9 protein-coding genes are annotated in these 16,938 nt (G+C 72.9%); 6 read left to right on the forward strand and 3 right to left on the reverse strand.

Annotated features, from left to right (window positions below):
* Positions 1-104: 104 nt before the first annotated feature.
* From ACFYZR_RS16095 to ACFYZR_RS16105, 3 genes are all read left to right on the forward strand, one after another.
* Positions 105-1,097 (forward strand): HNH endonuclease, encoded by a 993-nt coding sequence (locus tag ACFYZR_RS16095; RefSeq protein WP_391910501.1) that lies wholly within the window; start codon positions 105-107, stop codon positions 1,095-1,097.
* Positions 1,091-3,895, forward strand: a complete 2,805-nt coding sequence (locus tag ACFYZR_RS16100; protein ID WP_391910503.1) for an SUKH-4 family immunity protein — start codon at positions 1,091-1,093, stop codon at positions 3,893-3,895. Before ACFYZR_RS16095 ends, ACFYZR_RS16100 begins: the two co-directional genes overlap by 7 nt.
* Positions 3,896-4,081: 186 nt before the next feature.
* Positions 4,082-4,972, forward strand: a complete 891-nt coding sequence (locus ACFYZR_RS16105) for a cellulose-binding protein (RefSeq protein WP_391910505.1) — start codon at positions 4,082-4,084, stop codon at positions 4,970-4,972.
* A 51-nt stretch (positions 4,973-5,023) separates the two neighbouring features.
* Here the strand turns inward: ACFYZR_RS16105 and ACFYZR_RS16110 are convergent, their stop codons facing one another.
* Positions 5,024-6,850, reverse strand: coding sequence for a lytic transglycosylase domain-containing protein (locus ACFYZR_RS16110; RefSeq protein WP_391910507.1), 1,827 nt, complete (start codon positions 6,848-6,850; stop codon positions 5,024-5,026).
* A gap of 524 nt (positions 6,851-7,374) precedes the next feature.
* Between ACFYZR_RS16110 and ACFYZR_RS16115 the strand changes: the two genes are divergently transcribed.
* The 3 genes from ACFYZR_RS16115 to mfd all read left to right on the forward strand — a co-directional run bounded on the left by ACFYZR_RS16115 (position 7,375) and on the right by mfd (position 14,577).
* Complete coding sequence (locus ACFYZR_RS16115; protein ID WP_391910509.1) at positions 7,375-8,163, forward strand: ABC transporter ATP-binding protein; 789 nt, start codon at positions 7,375-7,377, stop codon at positions 8,161-8,163.
* A complete protein-coding gene (locus ACFYZR_RS16120; protein ID WP_391910511.1) occupies positions 8,160-10,730 on the forward strand; it encodes an ABC transporter permease in 2,571 nt (856 codons plus the stop codon). Before ACFYZR_RS16115 ends, ACFYZR_RS16120 begins: the two co-directional genes overlap by 4 nt.
* A gap of 286 nt (positions 10,731-11,016) precedes the next feature.
* Complete coding sequence (mfd, locus tag ACFYZR_RS16125) at positions 11,017-14,577, forward strand: transcription-repair coupling factor (protein WP_391910513.1); 3,561 nt, start codon at positions 11,017-11,019, stop codon at positions 14,575-14,577.
* A 136-nt stretch (positions 14,578-14,713) separates the two neighbouring features.
* Here mfd and ACFYZR_RS16130 read toward each other — a convergent pair whose 3' ends face one another.
* Both ACFYZR_RS16130 and ACFYZR_RS16135 read right to left on the reverse strand, forming a co-directional pair.
* Positions 14,714-16,165 carry a DUF2079 domain-containing protein gene (locus ACFYZR_RS16130; protein WP_391910515.1) on the reverse strand — a complete coding sequence of 484 codons (1,452 nt, stop codon included), beginning with the start codon at positions 16,163-16,165 and terminating at the stop codon, positions 14,714-14,716.
* 53 nt (positions 16,166-16,218) lie between these two features.
* Positions 16,219-16,911 carry a hypothetical protein gene (locus ACFYZR_RS16135; RefSeq protein WP_391910517.1) on the reverse strand — a complete coding sequence of 231 codons (693 nt, stop codon included), beginning with the start codon at positions 16,909-16,911 and terminating at the stop codon, positions 16,219-16,221.
* Positions 16,912-16,938: the final 27 nt, after the last annotated feature.

Consider the following 16,938-nt stretch of genomic DNA (forward strand, 5'->3'; position numbering starts at 1 on the left):
GGGCACGAGTGTTCCCGGCGTCCGCCGCGTGGCCGGGGTGTTCAGCAGTCCCGCAGGGGTTCGCAGGTCCTGTGGGAGAGACAGTTCAGCAGGGGGCTTCCGCCATGACGACAGGTCGGCTCGGGCAGCAGGCCGCGCCACCGAACGCGGCCTATGCCGGGCAGGTCGTGCACTTCCCGGATCCGGTGCGTCGCAGCCGTTATCCCAAGGGCGTGCGCGTCGACGACGACGGTTTCCCGGACTTCTCGCCCTATGCCCGGGCGGCCGCGGAGATCGCCGAGCCGCCGGAGGGTTTCGGCGTGGACGAGTTGCGGCTGACCGACTATGTGTCGGCCAATGCCGCGCAGCATGCCGAGGGGCATGAGCTATGGGCGAGTCTGTCGCCGGTGGCGACGCCGCACGGCTGGACCTGGCACCACGTCGTCGGGACCCGCCGGCTGGAGCTGGTGCCGGTGGAGGTCAAGGCGCTGTTGCGGCATCACGGTGGGCTGGCGACGGCCGCCGTCGACCAGGAGAAGCGGGGGACGCGTCCGCTTCAGGAGACCCGTCCGGTGCATTTCGCGCTGCCGAAGCGGGATCTGGCCGTGACGGAGGAGCAGGTGCAGGGCGTCGAGGAGGATCTCGGCTACCGGCTGCCCGGCGCGTACCGGGCGTTCCTGAAGGCGGCGGGTGGCTGTGCGCCGGTGGGTGCCGCGCTCGACGCGGAGCTGGGGCTCCTCATCGACCAGCCGTTCTTCACGGTGCGCGACGAGGCGGCCGTGAACGATCTGGTGTACGTCAACAAGTGTCTGCGCGATCACTTCGGCAAGGACCATCTGGGCGTCGCGTTCGTCCAGGGTGGTGTGCTGGCGGTGAAGGTCAAGGGCGAGGCGATCGGTTCGGTCTGGTTCTGTCCGTACGACGACGCGCGTGACCGTGACGGCTGGACGGTGCAGGACCGGGTGGAGCGGCTGCTGCTGCCCTGCGGTGAGGACTTCGACGCGTTCCTGTCGCGGCTGGCGGGTGGTCCGCCGGAGCTGGAGACGGTGGCGAACCTGATGGTGGACGGTGGCTTCGCGCACACCGTCCCGGTGGAGGGACGATCGGCGCAATGGTGACGTTCGCGCAGGCGCAGGAGCGTGCGGAGCGCTGGGTCAACGGCGATGTGCCGGCCTATCTCCAGCGGGAGGTGAAGGTCCGGGAGTTCGACCTGGGCTTCGTCTGCTGGGCGGAGGACCGCGAGGACGGCCCCCGGGGTGACGGGGGCCGGGTGCGGCTGGTCATCGCGCGGGACAGCGGTGAGACGACGTTGTGGCCCGCGCTGCCGGTGGGCGAGGTGATCCGGCGGTACGAGGAGGAGTACGGGACGGTGGAGGAGCAGCCGGCCGGGGGTACGGGGGACGCCGCGCCGCGGCGGCTCGACCTGGAGGCGACGTCGTTCCTGCTGAGTCCGCCGCAGTGGCTTCAGGACGCGGCGGACGCGATGGGGATTCCGGATCGGCGGTCGGGGTCGTCGTCGGCGTCGGTGTCGACGTCAGTGCCGGCGCGGCCGGAGGACGGGCCCGAGGCCGGGCCTCAGGCCGAGGCCGAGGTTGCGCCTGAGGCCGCACCCGAGCCTGAGCGGGTGCCCGAGCCCGTGCCTGCGCCCGCGCCCGCGCCCGTGCTGGTCAAGGAGCCGGCTTCCGAGCCGGCTGCGGCTCCGGTGGCGGCCGCCGAGCCGTGGGCGGGGGCGGACGTCCGCCCGGACGACGATGAGGACGACTTTTCCGTCGGCCTGCCCGCCACGGTCCTGGCCCCGGCCCTGTCGGGCTCGGACTTCGACGACACCCCGCCCCCGAGCACGCGCCCGGAGGCCAAGACCGAGCTCCTCCCGCAGGGCAGCGCCCTGCCGCGCACGGCGATCGCCCCGGCGATCGACGGCCCGGCCGCACCGGGGACGCCGCCGGTTCCGGGTGCCGCGCCGGGGATGCCGCCGGTTCCGGGTGCCGCGCCGGGTGCGCCGGGCGCCCCGGGCCGGGCCCCGGACGCGCAGGTGCCGGGCGTTCCGGGCCAGCCGGGGATGCCGCCGGTGCCGGGTGCGCAGGCGTCCGACGTCCCGCCGGTTCCGGGCGCGCCGGGCCGGCCGGACGCCCCGCCCGCCCCCGCGCCCGGTGTGCCGGGTGCCCCCGGTCAGCCGGGGATGCCGCCGGTTCCGGGCGCCCCGGGTCAGCCGGGGACGTCGCAGGCACCTGGTGCTCCGGGCGCTCCCGGTGCCTCCGGTCAGTCCGGCATGCCGCCGGTCCCTGGTGCTCCGGGTGCTCCCGGCGTCGATGCCGCTGGTGCCCCCCAGGGCCCCGGCGCCCCCGGTCAGCCTGGTGTTCCGTCGATCCCTGGTCAGGCCACAGGCGCGCAGGGGCCTGGTGCCCCGGGTCAGCCGGGCATGCCGCCGGTCCCCGGTGCTCCGGGTGCCCCGCAGGGCCCCGGTGCCGACCCCGCCCCCGCCCCGCAGGGGCCCGGCGGGGGTGCGCACGCCGCTGCCACGATGCTGGCGAGCCCCGGGGGGCCCGTGCCTCCCGCGCCGCCCGGTGTTCCCGGCGCGCCCGCGCGGCCCGGGGCCCCGCAGGGGCCCGGTGGGGTCGCCCACGCGGCGACCATGCTGGCGAGCCCGGGCACGCCCGGCATGCCCGGCGCTCCGGGCGCACCCGGTGCCCCCGCCGCGCCGCCGCAGGCGCCCCCGCAGGCGCCGCCCGGCGGCGGTGTGCACGCGGCCGCGACGATGCTCGCCGGGCCCGGCACCCCCGGCCTCCCCGGCGCGGCGCCCCAGCCGCCCCAGGCACCCGGCGTCCCGCAGGGAGCTCCGCAGCCGCCCCAGGCACCCGGCGTCCCGCAGCCCCCACAAGCTCCCGCTCCCGCCCCCGCCTACGGCTATCCGCAGGCCGCCCCCACCGGGCTGCCCACCGTCGGCCCGGGCTATATGGCCGTGCTCCGTTACCGGGCCCAGGACGGGTCCGAGCAGCAGATCATCCGGCGCAGCGCGCCGGGTACGCCGCATCCCGAGTGGCAGATCCTGCACGAGCTGCGGGCGATGAACGTGCCGCCGCAGCAGGTGCTGGAGCTGCACACGGAGCTGGAGTCCTGTGATCTGCCCGGTGGGTACTGCGCGCGGATGGTCCGTGAGACGTGGCCGCAGGTGCGGGTCAGTCACACCGCCCCGTACGGGCGTGAGCACGCCACCCGTCAGCAGGGCATGCGTCATCTCGTGGCGCACCAGGGTGAGCTGCACCAGGTCGCGGACGGTCCCGCGCGGCCCGCGCCGAATCCGGTGCCGTTGCCGCATCCGGGCCTGATCCAGCCGGCGCCGCCGGTCGGGCCGGATGTGATCGGGCGGGAGCTGGCGGAGGCGTTCGGTCCGCAGGGGGTGTTCCGGTTCGACCAGCGGGCGGTGTCCCGGCAGGGTGTGCCGGAGGTCGTCGCGCAGACGCTGGTCTGGGCGGGGCTGCCGGCCGACTTCGGGCCGTTCTTCTGGGCGCAGGCGCAGCCGGGCCGGCCCGTGCCGACGCTGGCGGAGCTCGCCGCCGAGCGCGGGGTGCGGCCGGCGGCGGACGCGGGTTCGTATCTGGTGATGGGCGGGGACTACGGCCGTCAGTTGTGTGTGCAGTACGGTACGGCGCACATCGTGGCGGTTCCCCTCGAGGCGGGGCCGGACGGCCACCCCGTGCCGCCGCAGTTCGTCAACACGAGCCTCCCTCAGTTCGTTCGCTCTTTGGCGCTGCTCGGGAAGATGTGGCGGTGGCGTTACGGGTTGACGCCGGAGCAGGCCGGGCGCTGGACCGTGGACTTTCAGGAGCAGCTGGCCGCGTTGGACCCGGCCGCTCTGTCCACGCCGGAGAACTGGTGGGCCGTGCTGCTGGAGCAGATGTGGGACGGTCTCTTCTAGCGGCCGGGCCGGCGGTCGGTGAGGCGTGCCCGGACGGCGCGGTGCGCCCGGTCCCCGGATCGGGGCCGGGCGTCCGGTGTCGCGGAGTGTCGCGTCATGGGCACTTCGGTTGTACGGGAATGATGGACGCCGACCTGTCGCATACCGGATATCCGGATATAAGGGGCTACAAGGATGAGTTCACCGGTGTCTCCTGACGGTTTCGCTGTTGTACGAGGCCGTGGTTACCGGCCCGAGCAGGTCGACCGCACGGTGGGGGAGCTCGCCCGGCAGCGGGACTCCGCCTGGGAGCGGGCCGCTCGGCTGACGGTCCTGGCGCGGGAGATGGAGGACGAGGTGCGGCACCTCGCCCAGGTCGTCGCCAAGCTTCCGCCGCAGACGTACGAGACCCTCGGTCCGCGTGCCCAGGGTCTGGTGGCCACGGCCGAGCTGGAGGCGGCGGGGCTGCGCGAGCGTGCCGAGGCGGAGGCGACGGGGCTCGCCGAGGCGGCGGAGACCCATGCGCGTTCGGTGCGGGACTCGGCGCACGAGTACGCGGTGGCGGTGCGCGGCGAGGCGGAGGAGTGGGCGCGGCAGGCGCAGCTGGCGGCGCAGACCGTCGCGGACGATCTGCGGACCACGGTGCGTCAGGAGACGACGGAGCGGCGTGAGGAGTCGCTGGCCGCGTTGAAGGAGATGCGGCAGCGGACGGCCCACATCCTGGCCGAGCAGGAGAAGGAGCACGCGGAGCGCTGGGACGCGGCGGGGCGGGAGATCGCCGAGCGGGAGGCGGCGATGGACGCGCGGGTGGCGGCGCTGGAGGAGTACGCGCGGACGGCGCTGGGTGACGCGCGGCGCCGGTACGCGGACACGGAGGAGGCCGCGCGGCACGGCCAGGAGGACGCCGAGGCGCAGGCGGCGGCGGTGATCGCGCAGGCGCGGGTGCGCGAGGAGCGGATCGCGCGGGACACGGAGCGGGTGCTGCGCGAGCACGAGGAGCGGCGTGAGGAGCTCAAGTCGCACATGGCGCACGTCCGGCACAGCCTGGCGGCCCTGACGGGCAAGCCGGTGGCGGAGGACGTGGCGGCGAACGAGTAGCGGGCAGCGGACGGCCCCGCCCCCTGGTGGGGGGCGGGGCCGTTGTGCGCGTTACTTCTTGGCGGGTGTCGCCGAGGGCGTGGCCGAGGGTGTGGCTGAGGCCGTGGCAGAGGGCGTGGCCGGTGCCGGGCTCTGTGTCGCGGGGGCCGCGACGGTCAGTTCCAGGTCGAGGAACGCGCCGTCGGTGGTGGTCAGGTGCAGGATGTACGTTCCGGCGTGCTCGTCGGTGAACAGCTTCGGGAGGGTGACGTAGCCGTTCTCGTCCGTCTTGACGAGGGTGACCCGGCGCTGCGGGGTGTCGCCCCCGTCCAGGAAGTACGGGCCGGTGGTGGCGGGGGTCCTCTTGTCGCTCTCCAGGACGGTGACGGTGACCATCGCGCCCGCGGCGGCCTTGCCCTTGTCCTTGTCGGTGGCCTTGAGCTTGACCTGCTCCTTGAAGGAGCTCTTCGGAGCGGCCGTCAGGTCGCCCTTGCCGTCGCGCTCCAGGAGGGTGGCGCGTGGGGCGGGTGCGGCCTTGACGGTGCCGGCGAAGTCGGTCGTGATCTTGGCGCCGCCCTTGCCGTCGACCGTGGCGCGGACGGTGAAGTCGCCGGCGAGCCTGCCCGCGGTGAGCTTCGGGGCGACGGCCTTGCCGTCCTTGTCGACGGTGACGGTGGCGGTGCGGGTGCCGTCCTCGAAGCGGGCTTCGGTCCGCAGTCCGACGATCTCGAACGTGACGCGGGTGCCCGCCGGGGCGGCCTTTCCGTCGGCGGTCAGGGCGCGGACGGCCGGCTGCTCGGCGAAGGTCTCGCCCGCCGTGGCCGTCAGCTGCTCGTCGCCGACGCGGTCGAGGCGGGAGACGGCGGGCGGCTTGGGCTTGTCCGGGTTGTCGGGCTTGCTGGGGTTGTCGGGCTTGGGCTTGTCCGGGGTCGGCTTGTCCGGGGTCGAGGGCGTCGACGGCTTCGACGGCTTCGAGGGCGTGCCGGGCTTGGCGCTGCCCGTGCCGCCGTTGTTGCCGCCGTTGCCGCCGTTCCAGGGCAGTGACGGCGTGGGCTTCGGGCTGTTCCACGGCGGGGTCGGCCTGGGGGACGTGCCGGTGCCGGTGCCGGTGTCGGGCGTGGTGCCGACCTGGCCGCTCTGGTAGGTCCGCATCCAGGCGAGCACGGCGTTCACGTACTCGCGGGAGTTGTTGTAGCTGAGGATGGCCCGGTCGAGGTCGGCGGGGTCGCGCAGGTCCTTGTTGCCGGCGCAGAGGTAACGGGCGGTGCCCGCGGCCGCGTCGAAGATGTTGTTGGGGTCGGCCTTGCCGTCGCCGTTGCCGTCGACGCCGTAGCTCTCCCAGGTGGAGGGGATGAACTGGGTCGGTCCCACGGCCCGGTCGTACTGGGCGTCGCCGTCCCAGCGGCCGCCGTCGGTGTCCTTGATCTCCGCGAACTGGCCGCCCGTCAGCCGGGGTCCCAGGATCTGTCTCTCCGTCGTGCCGTCCGAGCGCAGCCCGTAGGAGGCCGCGTGCTCGGACTCCACCTTTCCGATGCCGGCGACGAGCTGCCAGGGGATGTGGCAGCTCGGGTAGCGCTCGGCGGCGAGCTTCTCGGCGTTCTTGTAGGCGGCGAGGGCGGTCACCGGGATGCCCGTGCTGCCGTCGGGGGTGTCACCGCGGCCGGCGGGGCTGCCGGGCTTGCCGGAGGCGCCGGGGCGCGGGACGAGGTCGGGGAGGGTGAGGTTGGGGACGCCGTGCGGCTTCCGCTGCGGATTGTCGGGCCCGGGGGACGGGTCGCCGCCGAACGCGCCGCTCGCGGGGCTGGCGCCCACCGCGGCGGTCGTGAGGCTGGCGACGAGCAGAGCAGTGCACAGTCCCTGGCGGGAGACGCTCGCAGCGCGGGTACGAAGTATCTTCACGGAGGCTGCTTCCTCGGGAGACCGGCGGCCGTGTGAAGGGGGTCGCCCGTCTCCCCCCTCGGCCATAGACCCGAACATTAATTCCCAGTGGCCGCAATTGTCTTGTCCGGGGACTGGCTTCACAGATTCTTCGCGGCCTCTTCTTCCCCGAGTGGCCTTCCGGAGTGGGCACTTCCGGGCTGTTGCGCGTTCGTCGCGCGGCCGGTGCGTAGTGGAGCTCGGGCCTCCGTCAGGGTCGGCCGTGCGAACCCCTAGGGGTACCGCCGTACGTTCTCCACCTTCCGGTTCGTACCGCAGGAGGAGGAGCGGGGCCCGGGCCGCCGCCTAGATTTCTATGGGCGGCCGGAGTGCGGGGGTGGGGTTGTCCCCACCCCCAAGACACGGACGAGCACCATCGTCGCGGGCTTCGCCGGCCCGCATCCTTGGAGCCGTTACAACGCCCTGAACCCGTTACAGCCCCCTGCCGGGGCTCCTCGGCATGAGCCCGTGACATCCGTGACACCCGTATATAGGAGAAGCGCACCGTGACAACCGCTGTATCGATTCCCACGGCCGGGGGCACCGGAGGTCAAGCGGCCGTCGCGGCGAGGGCCCGGCAGGTCGTCAAGGCGTACGGGTCCGGGGAGACCCGGGTCGTCGCCCTCGACCACGTGGACGTGGACATCGCCCGCGGCCAGTTCACGGCCATCATGGGCCCGTCGGGTTCCGGCAAGTCCACGCTGATGCACTGTCTGGCCGGGCTCGACACCGTCAGCTCGGGGCAGATATTCATCGACGACACCGAGCTCACGTCGCTGAAGGACAAGAAGCTCACGCGGCTGCGCCGGGACCGGATCGGCTTTATCTTCCAGGCGTTCAACCTGCTGCCGACGCTCAACGCCATCGAGAACATCACGCTCCCCATGGACATCGCCGGCCGCAAGCCCGACCAGGCGTGGCTGGACCGGGTCGTCGACACCGTCGGTCTGTCCGGGCGGCTCAAGCACCGTCCGAACCAGCTCTCCGGTGGTCAGCAGCAGCGCGTCGCCGTGGCCCGCGCCCTCGCCGCCCGGCCCGAGATCATCTTCGGTGACGAGCCCACCGGCAACCTCGACTCCCGCTCCGGCGCCGAGGTCCTCGGCTTCCTCCGCCGCTCGGTGGACGAACTGGGGCAGACCATCGTCATGGTGACGCACGACGCCGTCGCCGCCTCCTACGCGGACCGCGTGCTCTACCTCGCCGACGGGCGCATCGTCGACGAGATGTACGCCCCGACGGCGGATGCCGTCTTCGAGCGCATGAAGCGGTTCGACGCCCGTGGGCGGGTGTCGTGACCGTCCTCAAGACCTCCCTGCGCAACGTACTCGCGCACAAGGGACGGATGGCGCTCTCCGCCGTCGCCGTCCTGCTGTCGGTGGCGTTCGTGTGCGGCACGCTCGTCTTCACCGACACCATGAACGCCACGTTCGACAAGCTCTTCGCCTCCACCGCCGCCGACGTCAGCGTCTCCCCGAAGAAGGCCGACGACGCCCAGGAGACCGGCCGCCCGGAGACCGTCCCCGCGTCCCTGGCGCCCCGCCTCGCCGGGGTGGCCGGCGTCGGCAAGGTCGAGCCGCACGCCACCAGTAAGCAGCTCACCGCGGCCGACGCGAAGAACAAGAGCATCAGCCCGGAGTCCGGCGCCCCCACCGTCGGCACCAACTGGGACGAGAGCCAGAAGAAGTCCGTCGAGATCACCAGCGGCCACGAGCCGCACGGCCCCGGCGAGACCGTCCTGGACGCCGACACCGCCACCAAGCACGGCCTGAAGACGGGCGACAAGCTCCGGGTCATGGCGGCGCCGGGCGACTTCTCCGTGACGATCGTCGGCATCGCCACGTACAAGACGACCAACCCGGGCGCGGCCGTCCTCTACTTCGACACCCCCACCGCGCAGACCCGGCTGCTCGGCGGCGCCGGTGCCTACAGCGGCTACGGGCTGACCGCCGCCCCCGGCGTCACCCACGAGCAGCTGAAGAAGAACGTCACCGCCGCCCTCGGCGCGGACGGCGCCCACTACGCGATCCAGACCGCGGCCGAGACCAAGGCCGAGAACAAGAAGGACATCGGCTCCGTCCTCGACGTCATGAAGTACGCGCTGCTGGGCTTCGCCGGCATCGCCGTCCTCGTGGGCATCTTCCTCATCGTCAACACCTTCTCCATGCTCGTCGCCCAGCGCACCCGCGAGATCGGCCTGATGCGGGCCATCGGGGCCGGCCGCTCGCAGGTCCTGCGGTCCGTGCTGGCGGAGGCGGTCCTCCTCGGCGTCGTCGGCTCGGTACTGGGCATCGGCGGCGGCATCGCCCTGGCCGTGGGGCTGATGGAGCTCATGGGCTCCATGGGCATGAACCTCGACACCTCCGAACTCACCGTCAAGGCCACCACGCCCGTCGTGGGCCTGCTCCTCGGCGTCGTCGTCACCGTGCTGGCCGCCTTCCTGCCCGCCCGGCGGGCCGGGAAGATCTCCCCGATCGCCGCCCTGCGCGACGCGGGCACCCCCGCCGACGGCAAGGCCGGCCGGATCCGGGCCGTCATCGGCCTGACCGTCTCGGCCGCCGGCGGCGCCGCGCTGCTGGCCGCCGCGAACGCGGGCGACCCCTCGGCCGGCTCGGGCCTGCTGGGCCTGGGCGTCCTGCTCACCCTCGTCGGCTTCGTGGTCGTCGGCCCGCTGCTGGCCGGCTTCGTGGTCCGCGTCCTCGCCGCCGTCGTCCTGCGGGTCTTCGGCCCCGTCGGCCGGCTCGCCGAACGCAACGCCCTGCGCAACCCGCGCCGTACGGGCGCCACGGCCTCCGCCCTGATGATCGGCCTCGCGCTGGTGGCCGCCCTGTCGGTGGTCGGCTCCTCCATGGTCGCCTCGGCCACGGACCAGCTCGACAAGTCCGTCGGCGCGGACTTCATCGTCCAGAACGACAGCGGGCCGCTCACCCCGGCCCAGAGCAAGGCCGTCCGTCAGGCCGGCGGCATCGCCCACTTCACGACGATCACCACGGTCAAGGCCCGGATCGCCCTCCCCGACGGCACGTCCGCCACCGAAGGTTTGAACGCCTCCGAGGCCACCTACGGCGAGGACCTCCGCACGGAGACCGTCCAGGGCACCTTCGCGGACGCCTGGGGCAAGGACGCCATGACCGTCCCCGAGGGCTTCGCCAAGGACCACAAGATCAAGCTCGGTGACCGGCTGACCGTCACGATGACCGGCGGCCGCGAGGCCCGGCTCCAGGTCAAGGCCATCACCTCCGACGACACCAGCATCAACAAGGGCGGGATGTTCATCGGCATCGACACCGCCCGCCAGTACCTGCCGGCGGACCGGATGCCGCTGGACATGCTGATCCTCGCCAAGGCCGCCGACGGCCACACCAAGGAGGCCGCCGCCTCCCTCAAGGCCGCCGTCGCCGACTACCCGCAGATCAAGGTCCGCGACCAGGCCGACTACAAGAAGCTCATCCAGGACCAGGTCGGCCAGCTGCTCAACATGATCTACGGCCTGCTGGCCCTCGCGATCATCGTGGCCGTCCTGGGCGTCGTGAACACCCTCGCCCTGTCGGTCGTCGAACGCACCCGCGAGATCGGCCTGCTGCGCGCCATCGGCTTCTCCCGCCGCCAGCTGCGCCGCATGATCCGCCTGGAGTCGGTGGTCATCGCCCTCTTCGGCGCGCTGCTCGGCCTGGGCCTGGGCATGGCCTGGGGCACCACGTCCCAGCGACTGCTGGCCACGCAGGGGCTGGGCGTGCTGGACATCCCCTGGCCGACGATCACCACGGTCTTCCTCGGCTCGGCGGTGGTGGGGCTCCTCGCCGCGCTGATCCCGGCGTTCCGGGCGGGCCGGATGAACGTCCTGCGGGCGATCGCGACGGATTAGCCCGGCCGCCCCCGCGGGGGAACGACGGCCCGGACGCGCCACGGGGGTGCGGGTCCGGGCCGTTCGCCGTCCCGGCGGGGGGCCGGCTGGTTCGGCACCCCCGGGCCGATCGCCGCCGCGACGGCGAGCACCCCCCCCGGGAGTCCGGCGGTGCCGAACCGGCCACCGCCCCGCGCAGCGGCACGGCGGCTGTCACCGCCCCGTCGTAGGCTGGAACCCCCGGCCCGGCCCCCACAGCCCGCGTCGGGCTAGTCGCGTTGTCCACCCCCGGGACGGGATGCACTTCATGAGCCTGCACGGTCTGCTCGACGCCGTCGTCAACGATCCGGCGCTCGCCGAAGCGGTGAAGGCCGCGGGCGACGGCAACCGGCCGCACGTCGACCTGGTCGGCCCGCCCGCCGCGCGTCCCTTCGCGATCGCCGCGCTCGCCCGGGACGCGGGACGGCCCGTGCTCGCCGTGACCGCCACCGGCCGGGAGGCCGAGGACCTGGCGGCGGCGCTGCGCTCGCTCCTCCCGGAGGACGCCGTCGTCGAGTACCCCGCGTGGGAGACGCTGCCGCACGAGCGGCTGTCCCCGCGCTCGGACACCGTCGGCCGCCGCCTCGCCGTGCTGCGCCGCCTCGCGCACCCGAGCAAGGACGACCCGGCCGCGGGGCCCGTCAGCGTCGTCGTGGCGCCCATCCGCTCCGTACTCCAGCCGCAGGTCAAGGGTCTCGGCGACCTGGAGCCGGTCGCCCTGCGCACGGGCCGCAGCGCCGACCTCGAAGAGGTCGTGGGCGCCCTCGCCGCCGCCGCGTACTCCCGCGTCGAACTGGTCGAGAAGCGCGGCGAGTTCGCCGTCCGCGGCGGCATCCTCGATGTGTTCCCGCCGACCGAGGAGCACCCGCTCCGCGTCGAGTTCTGGGGCGACGACATCGAGGAGATCCGCTACTTCAAGGTCGCCGACCAGCGCTCCCTGGAGGTCTCCGAGCACGGCCTGTGGGCCCCGCCCTGCCGTGAGCTGCTGCTGACCGACCAGGTCCGGACGCGGGCCGCGGCCCTCGCCGAGGAACACCCCGAGCTCGGCGAGCTCCTCGGGAAGATCGCCGAGGGGATCGCGGTCGAGGGCATGGAGTCCCTCGCGCCCGTCCTCGTCGACGACATGGAGCTGCTCCTGGACGTGCTGCCGGCCCGCGCGATGGCCGTGGTCTGCGACCCCGAGCGGGTCCGGACGCGCGCCGCCGACCTGGTCGCCACCTCCCAGGAGTTCCTCCAGGCGTCCTGGGCCGCCACCGCCGGCGGCGGCGAGGCCCCCATCGATGTGAACGCCGCGTCCCTGTGGAGCATCGCCGACGTCCGCGACCGGGCCCGTGAGCTCGGCATCATGTGGTGGTCGGTCACGCCGTTCGCCTCCGGCGACATCGAGCACAGCGCCGCCACGGACGAGGAGCTGAACGGCGGGGACACCCTCAAGCTCGGCATGCACGCCCCCGAGACCTACCGCGGCGACACCGCCCGCGCCCTGGCCGACACCAAGGGCTGGGTCGCCGACGGCTGGCGCACGGTCTTCCTCACCGAGGGCCACGGCCCCGCCGCCCGTACGGCCGAGGTGCTGGCGGGCGAGGGCATCCCCGCCCGCCTCGACGCGGACCTGCCGGGCCTGACGCCCGCCCTCGTCCACGTCTCCTGCGCGAGCCTCGACAACGGCTTCGTCGACCCCGCCCTCAAGATCGCGGTGCTCACCGAGGCCGACCTCACCGGCCAGAAGTCCGCCAGCAAGGACCTGGGCCGGATGCCGGTCCGCCGCCGCAAGACCATCGACCCGCTGACCCTCCAGGCCGGCGACTACATCGTCCACGAGCAGCACGGCGTCGGCCGCTACCTGGAGATGGTCCAGCGCACCGTCCAGGGCGCCACCCGCGAGTACCTGCTCGTCGAGTACGCCCCCGCCAAGCGCGGCCAGCCCGGCGACCGCCTCTACATCCCCACCGACCAGCTGGAGCAGGTCACCAAGTACGTCGGCGGCGAGGCCCCCACCCTCCACCGGCTGGGCGGCGCCGACTGGACGAAGACCAAGGCGCGCGCCAAGAAGGCCGTCAAGGAGATCGCCGCCGACCTGATCAAGCTCTACTCGGCCCGGATGGCCGCCCCCGGCCACTCCTTCGCACCGGACACCCCCTGGCAGCGCGAGCTGGAGGACGCCTTCCCCTACGCGGAGACGCCCGACCAGCTCACCACCATCGCCGAGGTCAAGGAGGACATGGAGAAGACCGTCCCCATGGACCGCCTGGTCTGCGGCGACGTCGGCTACGGCAAGACCGAGATCGCGGTCCGCGCGGCCTTCAAGGCCGTCCAGGACGGCAAGCAGGTGGCCGTGCTGGTGCCCACCACGCTGCTGGTGCAGCAGCACTTCGGCACGTTCTCCGAGCGCTACTCCCAGTTCCCCGTATCCGTGAAGGCGCTGTCCCGCTTCCAGTCGGACACCGAGGCGAAGGCCGTGCTGGAGGGCCTGCGCGAGGGCTCCGTCGACGTCGTCATCGGCACCCACCGCCTCTTCTCCTCCGAGACGAAGTTCAAGGACCTGGGCCTGGTCATCGTCGACGAGGAGCAGCGCTTCGGCGTCGAGCACAAGGAGCAGCTGAAGAAGCTGCGCGCCAACGTCGACGTGCTGACGATGTCCGCCACGCCCATCCCGCGCACCCTGGAGATGGCGGTCACGGGCATCCGCGAGATGTCCACGATCACCACCCCGCCGGAGGAGCGGCACCCGGTGCTGACCTTCGTGGGGCCGTACGACCAGAAGCAGATCGGCGCCGCGATCCGCCGCGAGCTGCTCCGCGAGGGCCAGGTCTTCTACATCCACAACCGGGTGGAGTCCATCGACCGGGCCGCCGCACGGCTGCGCGAGATCGTGCCGGAGGCGCGGATCGCCACGGCGCACGGCCAGATGTCGGAGTCGGCGCTGGAGCAGGTCGTCGTCGACTTCTGGGAGAAGAAGTTCGACGTGCTGGTCTCGACGACGATCGTCGAGTCGGGCATCGACATCTCCAACGCCAACACCCTCATCGTCGAGCGCGGCGACAACTTCGGCCTGTCGCAGCTCCACCAGCTGCGCGGCCGGGTGGGCCGCAGCCGTGAGCGCGGCTACGCCTACTTCCTCTACCCGCCGGAGAAGCCGCTCACCGAGACCGCGCACGAGCGGCTGGCCACCATCGCCCAGCACACGGAGATGGGCGCGGGCATGTACGTCGCCATGAAGGACCTGGAGATCCGCGGCGCGGGCAATCTCCTCGGCGGCGAGCAGTCCGGCCATATCGCGGGCGTCGGCTTCGACCTCTACATCCGGATGGTCGGCGAGGCCGTGGCCGACTACCGGGCGTCCGTGGAGGGCGGCGAGGAGGAGCCGGAGGCGCCGCTCGAGGTGAAGATCGAGCTGCCCGTCGACGCGCACGTCCCCCACGACTACGCACCGGGCGAGCGGCTGCGCCTCCAGGCCTACCGGGCCATCGCCTCGGCCAACTCCGAGGAGGACATCAAGGCCGTCCGCGAGGAGCTCACCGACCGCTACGGCAAGCTGCCGGAGCCCGTGGAGAACCTGCTGCTGGTCGCCGGGCTGCGGATGCTCGCCCGTGCCTGCGGGGTCTCCGACATCACCCTCCAGGGCTCCAATGTGCGCTTCGGCCCGGTGGAGCTGCGCGAGTCCCAGGAGCTGAGGCTCAAGCGGCTCCACCCGCGCACGGTCATGAAGCCCGCCACCCAGCAGATCCTGGTGCCCCGCCCGGCGACCCGCCCCATCGGCGGCAAGCCGCTGGTCGGCCGCGAGCTCCTCGCGTGGACCGGCGAGTTCCTCACGACGATCCTGGGCTAGCGCCCCGAAGGGGCGCGGGGCAGTGTCGATATGCGGCTACCGCCGCGTGGGCGCGCCCAGCCACGACGCACCCGCGGACGACGTACCGGACTTCCGGCGGGGCGCGGGCGCCCCGCCGCCGGGGCCGGGCCCCGGCCTACCCGACGTGCCGCAGCACCGCGTAGCCACTCTCCGTGCCGAGCACGGTGAACACGGCCCCCGGGTGGCGGTGTCGCGCGTCCTCGACGAGGTCCTGCGCGGTCCTGCCGTCGGTGACGCGCAGCGCGATGTAGTCGGGGACGATGCCGCGGGTGTCGCCTATCCAGAAGACCCGGCAGCGGTGGACGAGCCGGCTTATGGGGGTGATGTCGGCCTCGACGGTGGCGTTGTCGGGGATCCGGTCGAAGAGGCGTTCCGCGGCCTTGACGCCCTCGGGTATCCGGTAGGTGTCCGGCACGGTCAGGGAGTACAGCGGCAGGGAGGCGCAGAGCGCGAGGGCCGCCGCGAGGACGGCGGCGGGCAGCTGGTGGGCGTAGCGGCGCAGCCATCGGCGGCCGGCGCCGCGCGTCGTGGTGAGCGCGTCGGTGAGGGCGATGAAGACGATGGGCATCAGGACGGCGCTGTAGTGCCAGTCGGTGCCCCAGTAGTGGTCGTCGTGGGAGGCGAACCGCCAGCCCAGGGTGGGCAGGGCGACGAGCAGCACCGGTGAGCGCAGGGCCAGTAGTCCGGTGGTGGGCAGCAGGATCCACAGCAGGGTGCGGACGGCGGTGTCGAGGGGAATCGTGGGCGCGGGGCCGCCGTCGCCGCTGAGCTTGTTCCAGTAGTCGTACGAGCCGCTGTTGTTGAAGCCGGGGATGATCACGCCGAGGGCGAGCGCGGTGGCCGCCAGTCCGAAGGCGACCAGCCCGGAGGCCAGGGCCGTGGCCTTGGGGTCGCGGCCCGTGCCGCGCAGCCGGAGCAGGATCACCGCGCCGATGGTCGCGGCCGTGACCCCGAGGTCCTCCTTGACCAGGGCGAGCGGCGCCGCCCAGAGCACCGCGGCCGTCCACCGCCGGCGGACCAGCGCCTCCAGGGAGAAGGCCAGCAGCGGCATGGCGAAGGCGATCTCGTGGAAGTCGAACTCGACCGCGCGCTGGATTCCCCAGGACAGCCCGTAGGCGATGCCGATCGCGAGTCCCCGGCCGCGGCCGAGGAGGTGGGCGGCGAGCCGGGTGACCGGCACGGCCGACAGCGCGAACAGCGCGGCCTGCACCACGAGGAGGGTGACGGGGGTGGGGAACACCCGGTAGAGGGGGGCGATCAGCGCGGTGACGGGGCTGAAGTGGTCGCCGAGGATATTGGTGCCGGGGCCCTTGAGGTCGGCTATGGGCGCCCGCAGATGGGCGTAGGCCCGTATCGCCTGCTCGAAGATGCCCAGGTCCCAGGACATGGTGAGCATCCGCAGGTGACGGCTGACGGACAGGGTGGTGTAGAGGACGAACAGGGCGGCGCCCACCCAGTACGGGTCCAGTCCCGGTGCGCGCAGCCGGGCGGACGGGGGGCGGCCGGCGGGTGTGGCCTCGGCCGGGCTGTGGCCTGCTGCCGACACGTCGGCGGTGGCCGAGTCCATGGGCGGTCCTCTCTTCATGTCGGCTTCCGGGGCTTCGCACCCCTTGGCCGACTTCAGCCGGTTTTCTTCCAGTCCGTGCATCCGCTGGTCTTGAAGTATGCGTCCTCGGTGGTGAGCGTCACGATGCCGTTGCCCGTCACGTTCTCGTTCGCGATCACGGAGTCGCCGCTGTGGAGCGCGTCCTTGTCGCGCTCCCAGTAGCACCCTTCTTTGTTGCCCTGGGAGGTGTAGGTGCCCGGGGCTATGTCGAGGCCGACGCGGTACATGCCGTTTCCGCGGGCCTCGGTCGCGGGCGTGGTGCCCGCGCCCTTGGCGTCCGTGACCAGGTTCCAGCCCTTGCAGCCGCTGCTCTTGAAGATCTTGTCGCTCGCGGCGATCGTCACGTAGCTGGTGCCGACGGCGTTGTCGTTGGCCAGGATCGAGTCGGCCTCGCCCTTGGAGTCCTTGTCGCGCTCCCAGTAGCACCCCTCCTTGTTCCCCGCGGAGCGGTAGGTGCCGGGCTTGATGTCCGAGCCGACCTGGAAGGTGCCGTTGCCGGAGGCGTCGGCCTTCTTCCCCTTCTTCTCCCCGCCCTCCGCGCCGGAGCTCTTGCCGGAGGACTGCCCGGAGGCCGTGCCGGCGTCCCCTCCGCTGCCGCCGGACAGGGCTCCGCCGATGGCGATCACGGCGACGAGGGCGCCCGCGCCGGTGAGGACCTTGTGCCGCGCGAACCAGTTGCGCTGCTTCTGATGGGCGTGCTGAGACATGGGGACACCTTTCGGCGAGATCTTCGT

The sequence above is a fragment of the Streptomyces sp. NPDC001678 genome (assembly GCF_042892945.1).
GTDB lineage: Bacteria > Actinomycetota > Actinomycetes > Streptomycetales > Streptomycetaceae > Streptomyces.

What these genes read in the sequence shown, in the direction of transcription:
- ACFYZR_RS16095 (WP_391910501.1), top strand. Translation starts at nt 105, where the DNA reads ATGACGACAGGTCGGCTCGGGCAGCAGGCCGCGCCACCGAACGCGGCC.
- ACFYZR_RS16100 (WP_391910503.1), top strand. Translation starts at nt 1,091, where the DNA reads ATGGTGACGTTCGCGCAGGCGCAGGAGCGTGCGGAGCGCTGGGTCAAC.
- mfd (WP_391910513.1), top strand. Translation starts at nt 11,017, where the DNA reads ATGAGCCTGCACGGTCTGCTCGACGCCGTCGTCAACGATCCGGCGCTC.
- ACFYZR_RS16130 (WP_391910515.1), bottom strand. Translation starts at nt 16,165, where the DNA reads ATGGACTCGGCCACCGCCGACGTGTCGGCAGCAGGCCACAGCCCGGCC.
- ACFYZR_RS16135 (WP_391910517.1), bottom strand. Translation starts at nt 16,911, where the DNA reads ATGTCTCAGCACGCCCATCAGAAGCAGCGCAACTGGTTCGCGCGGCAC.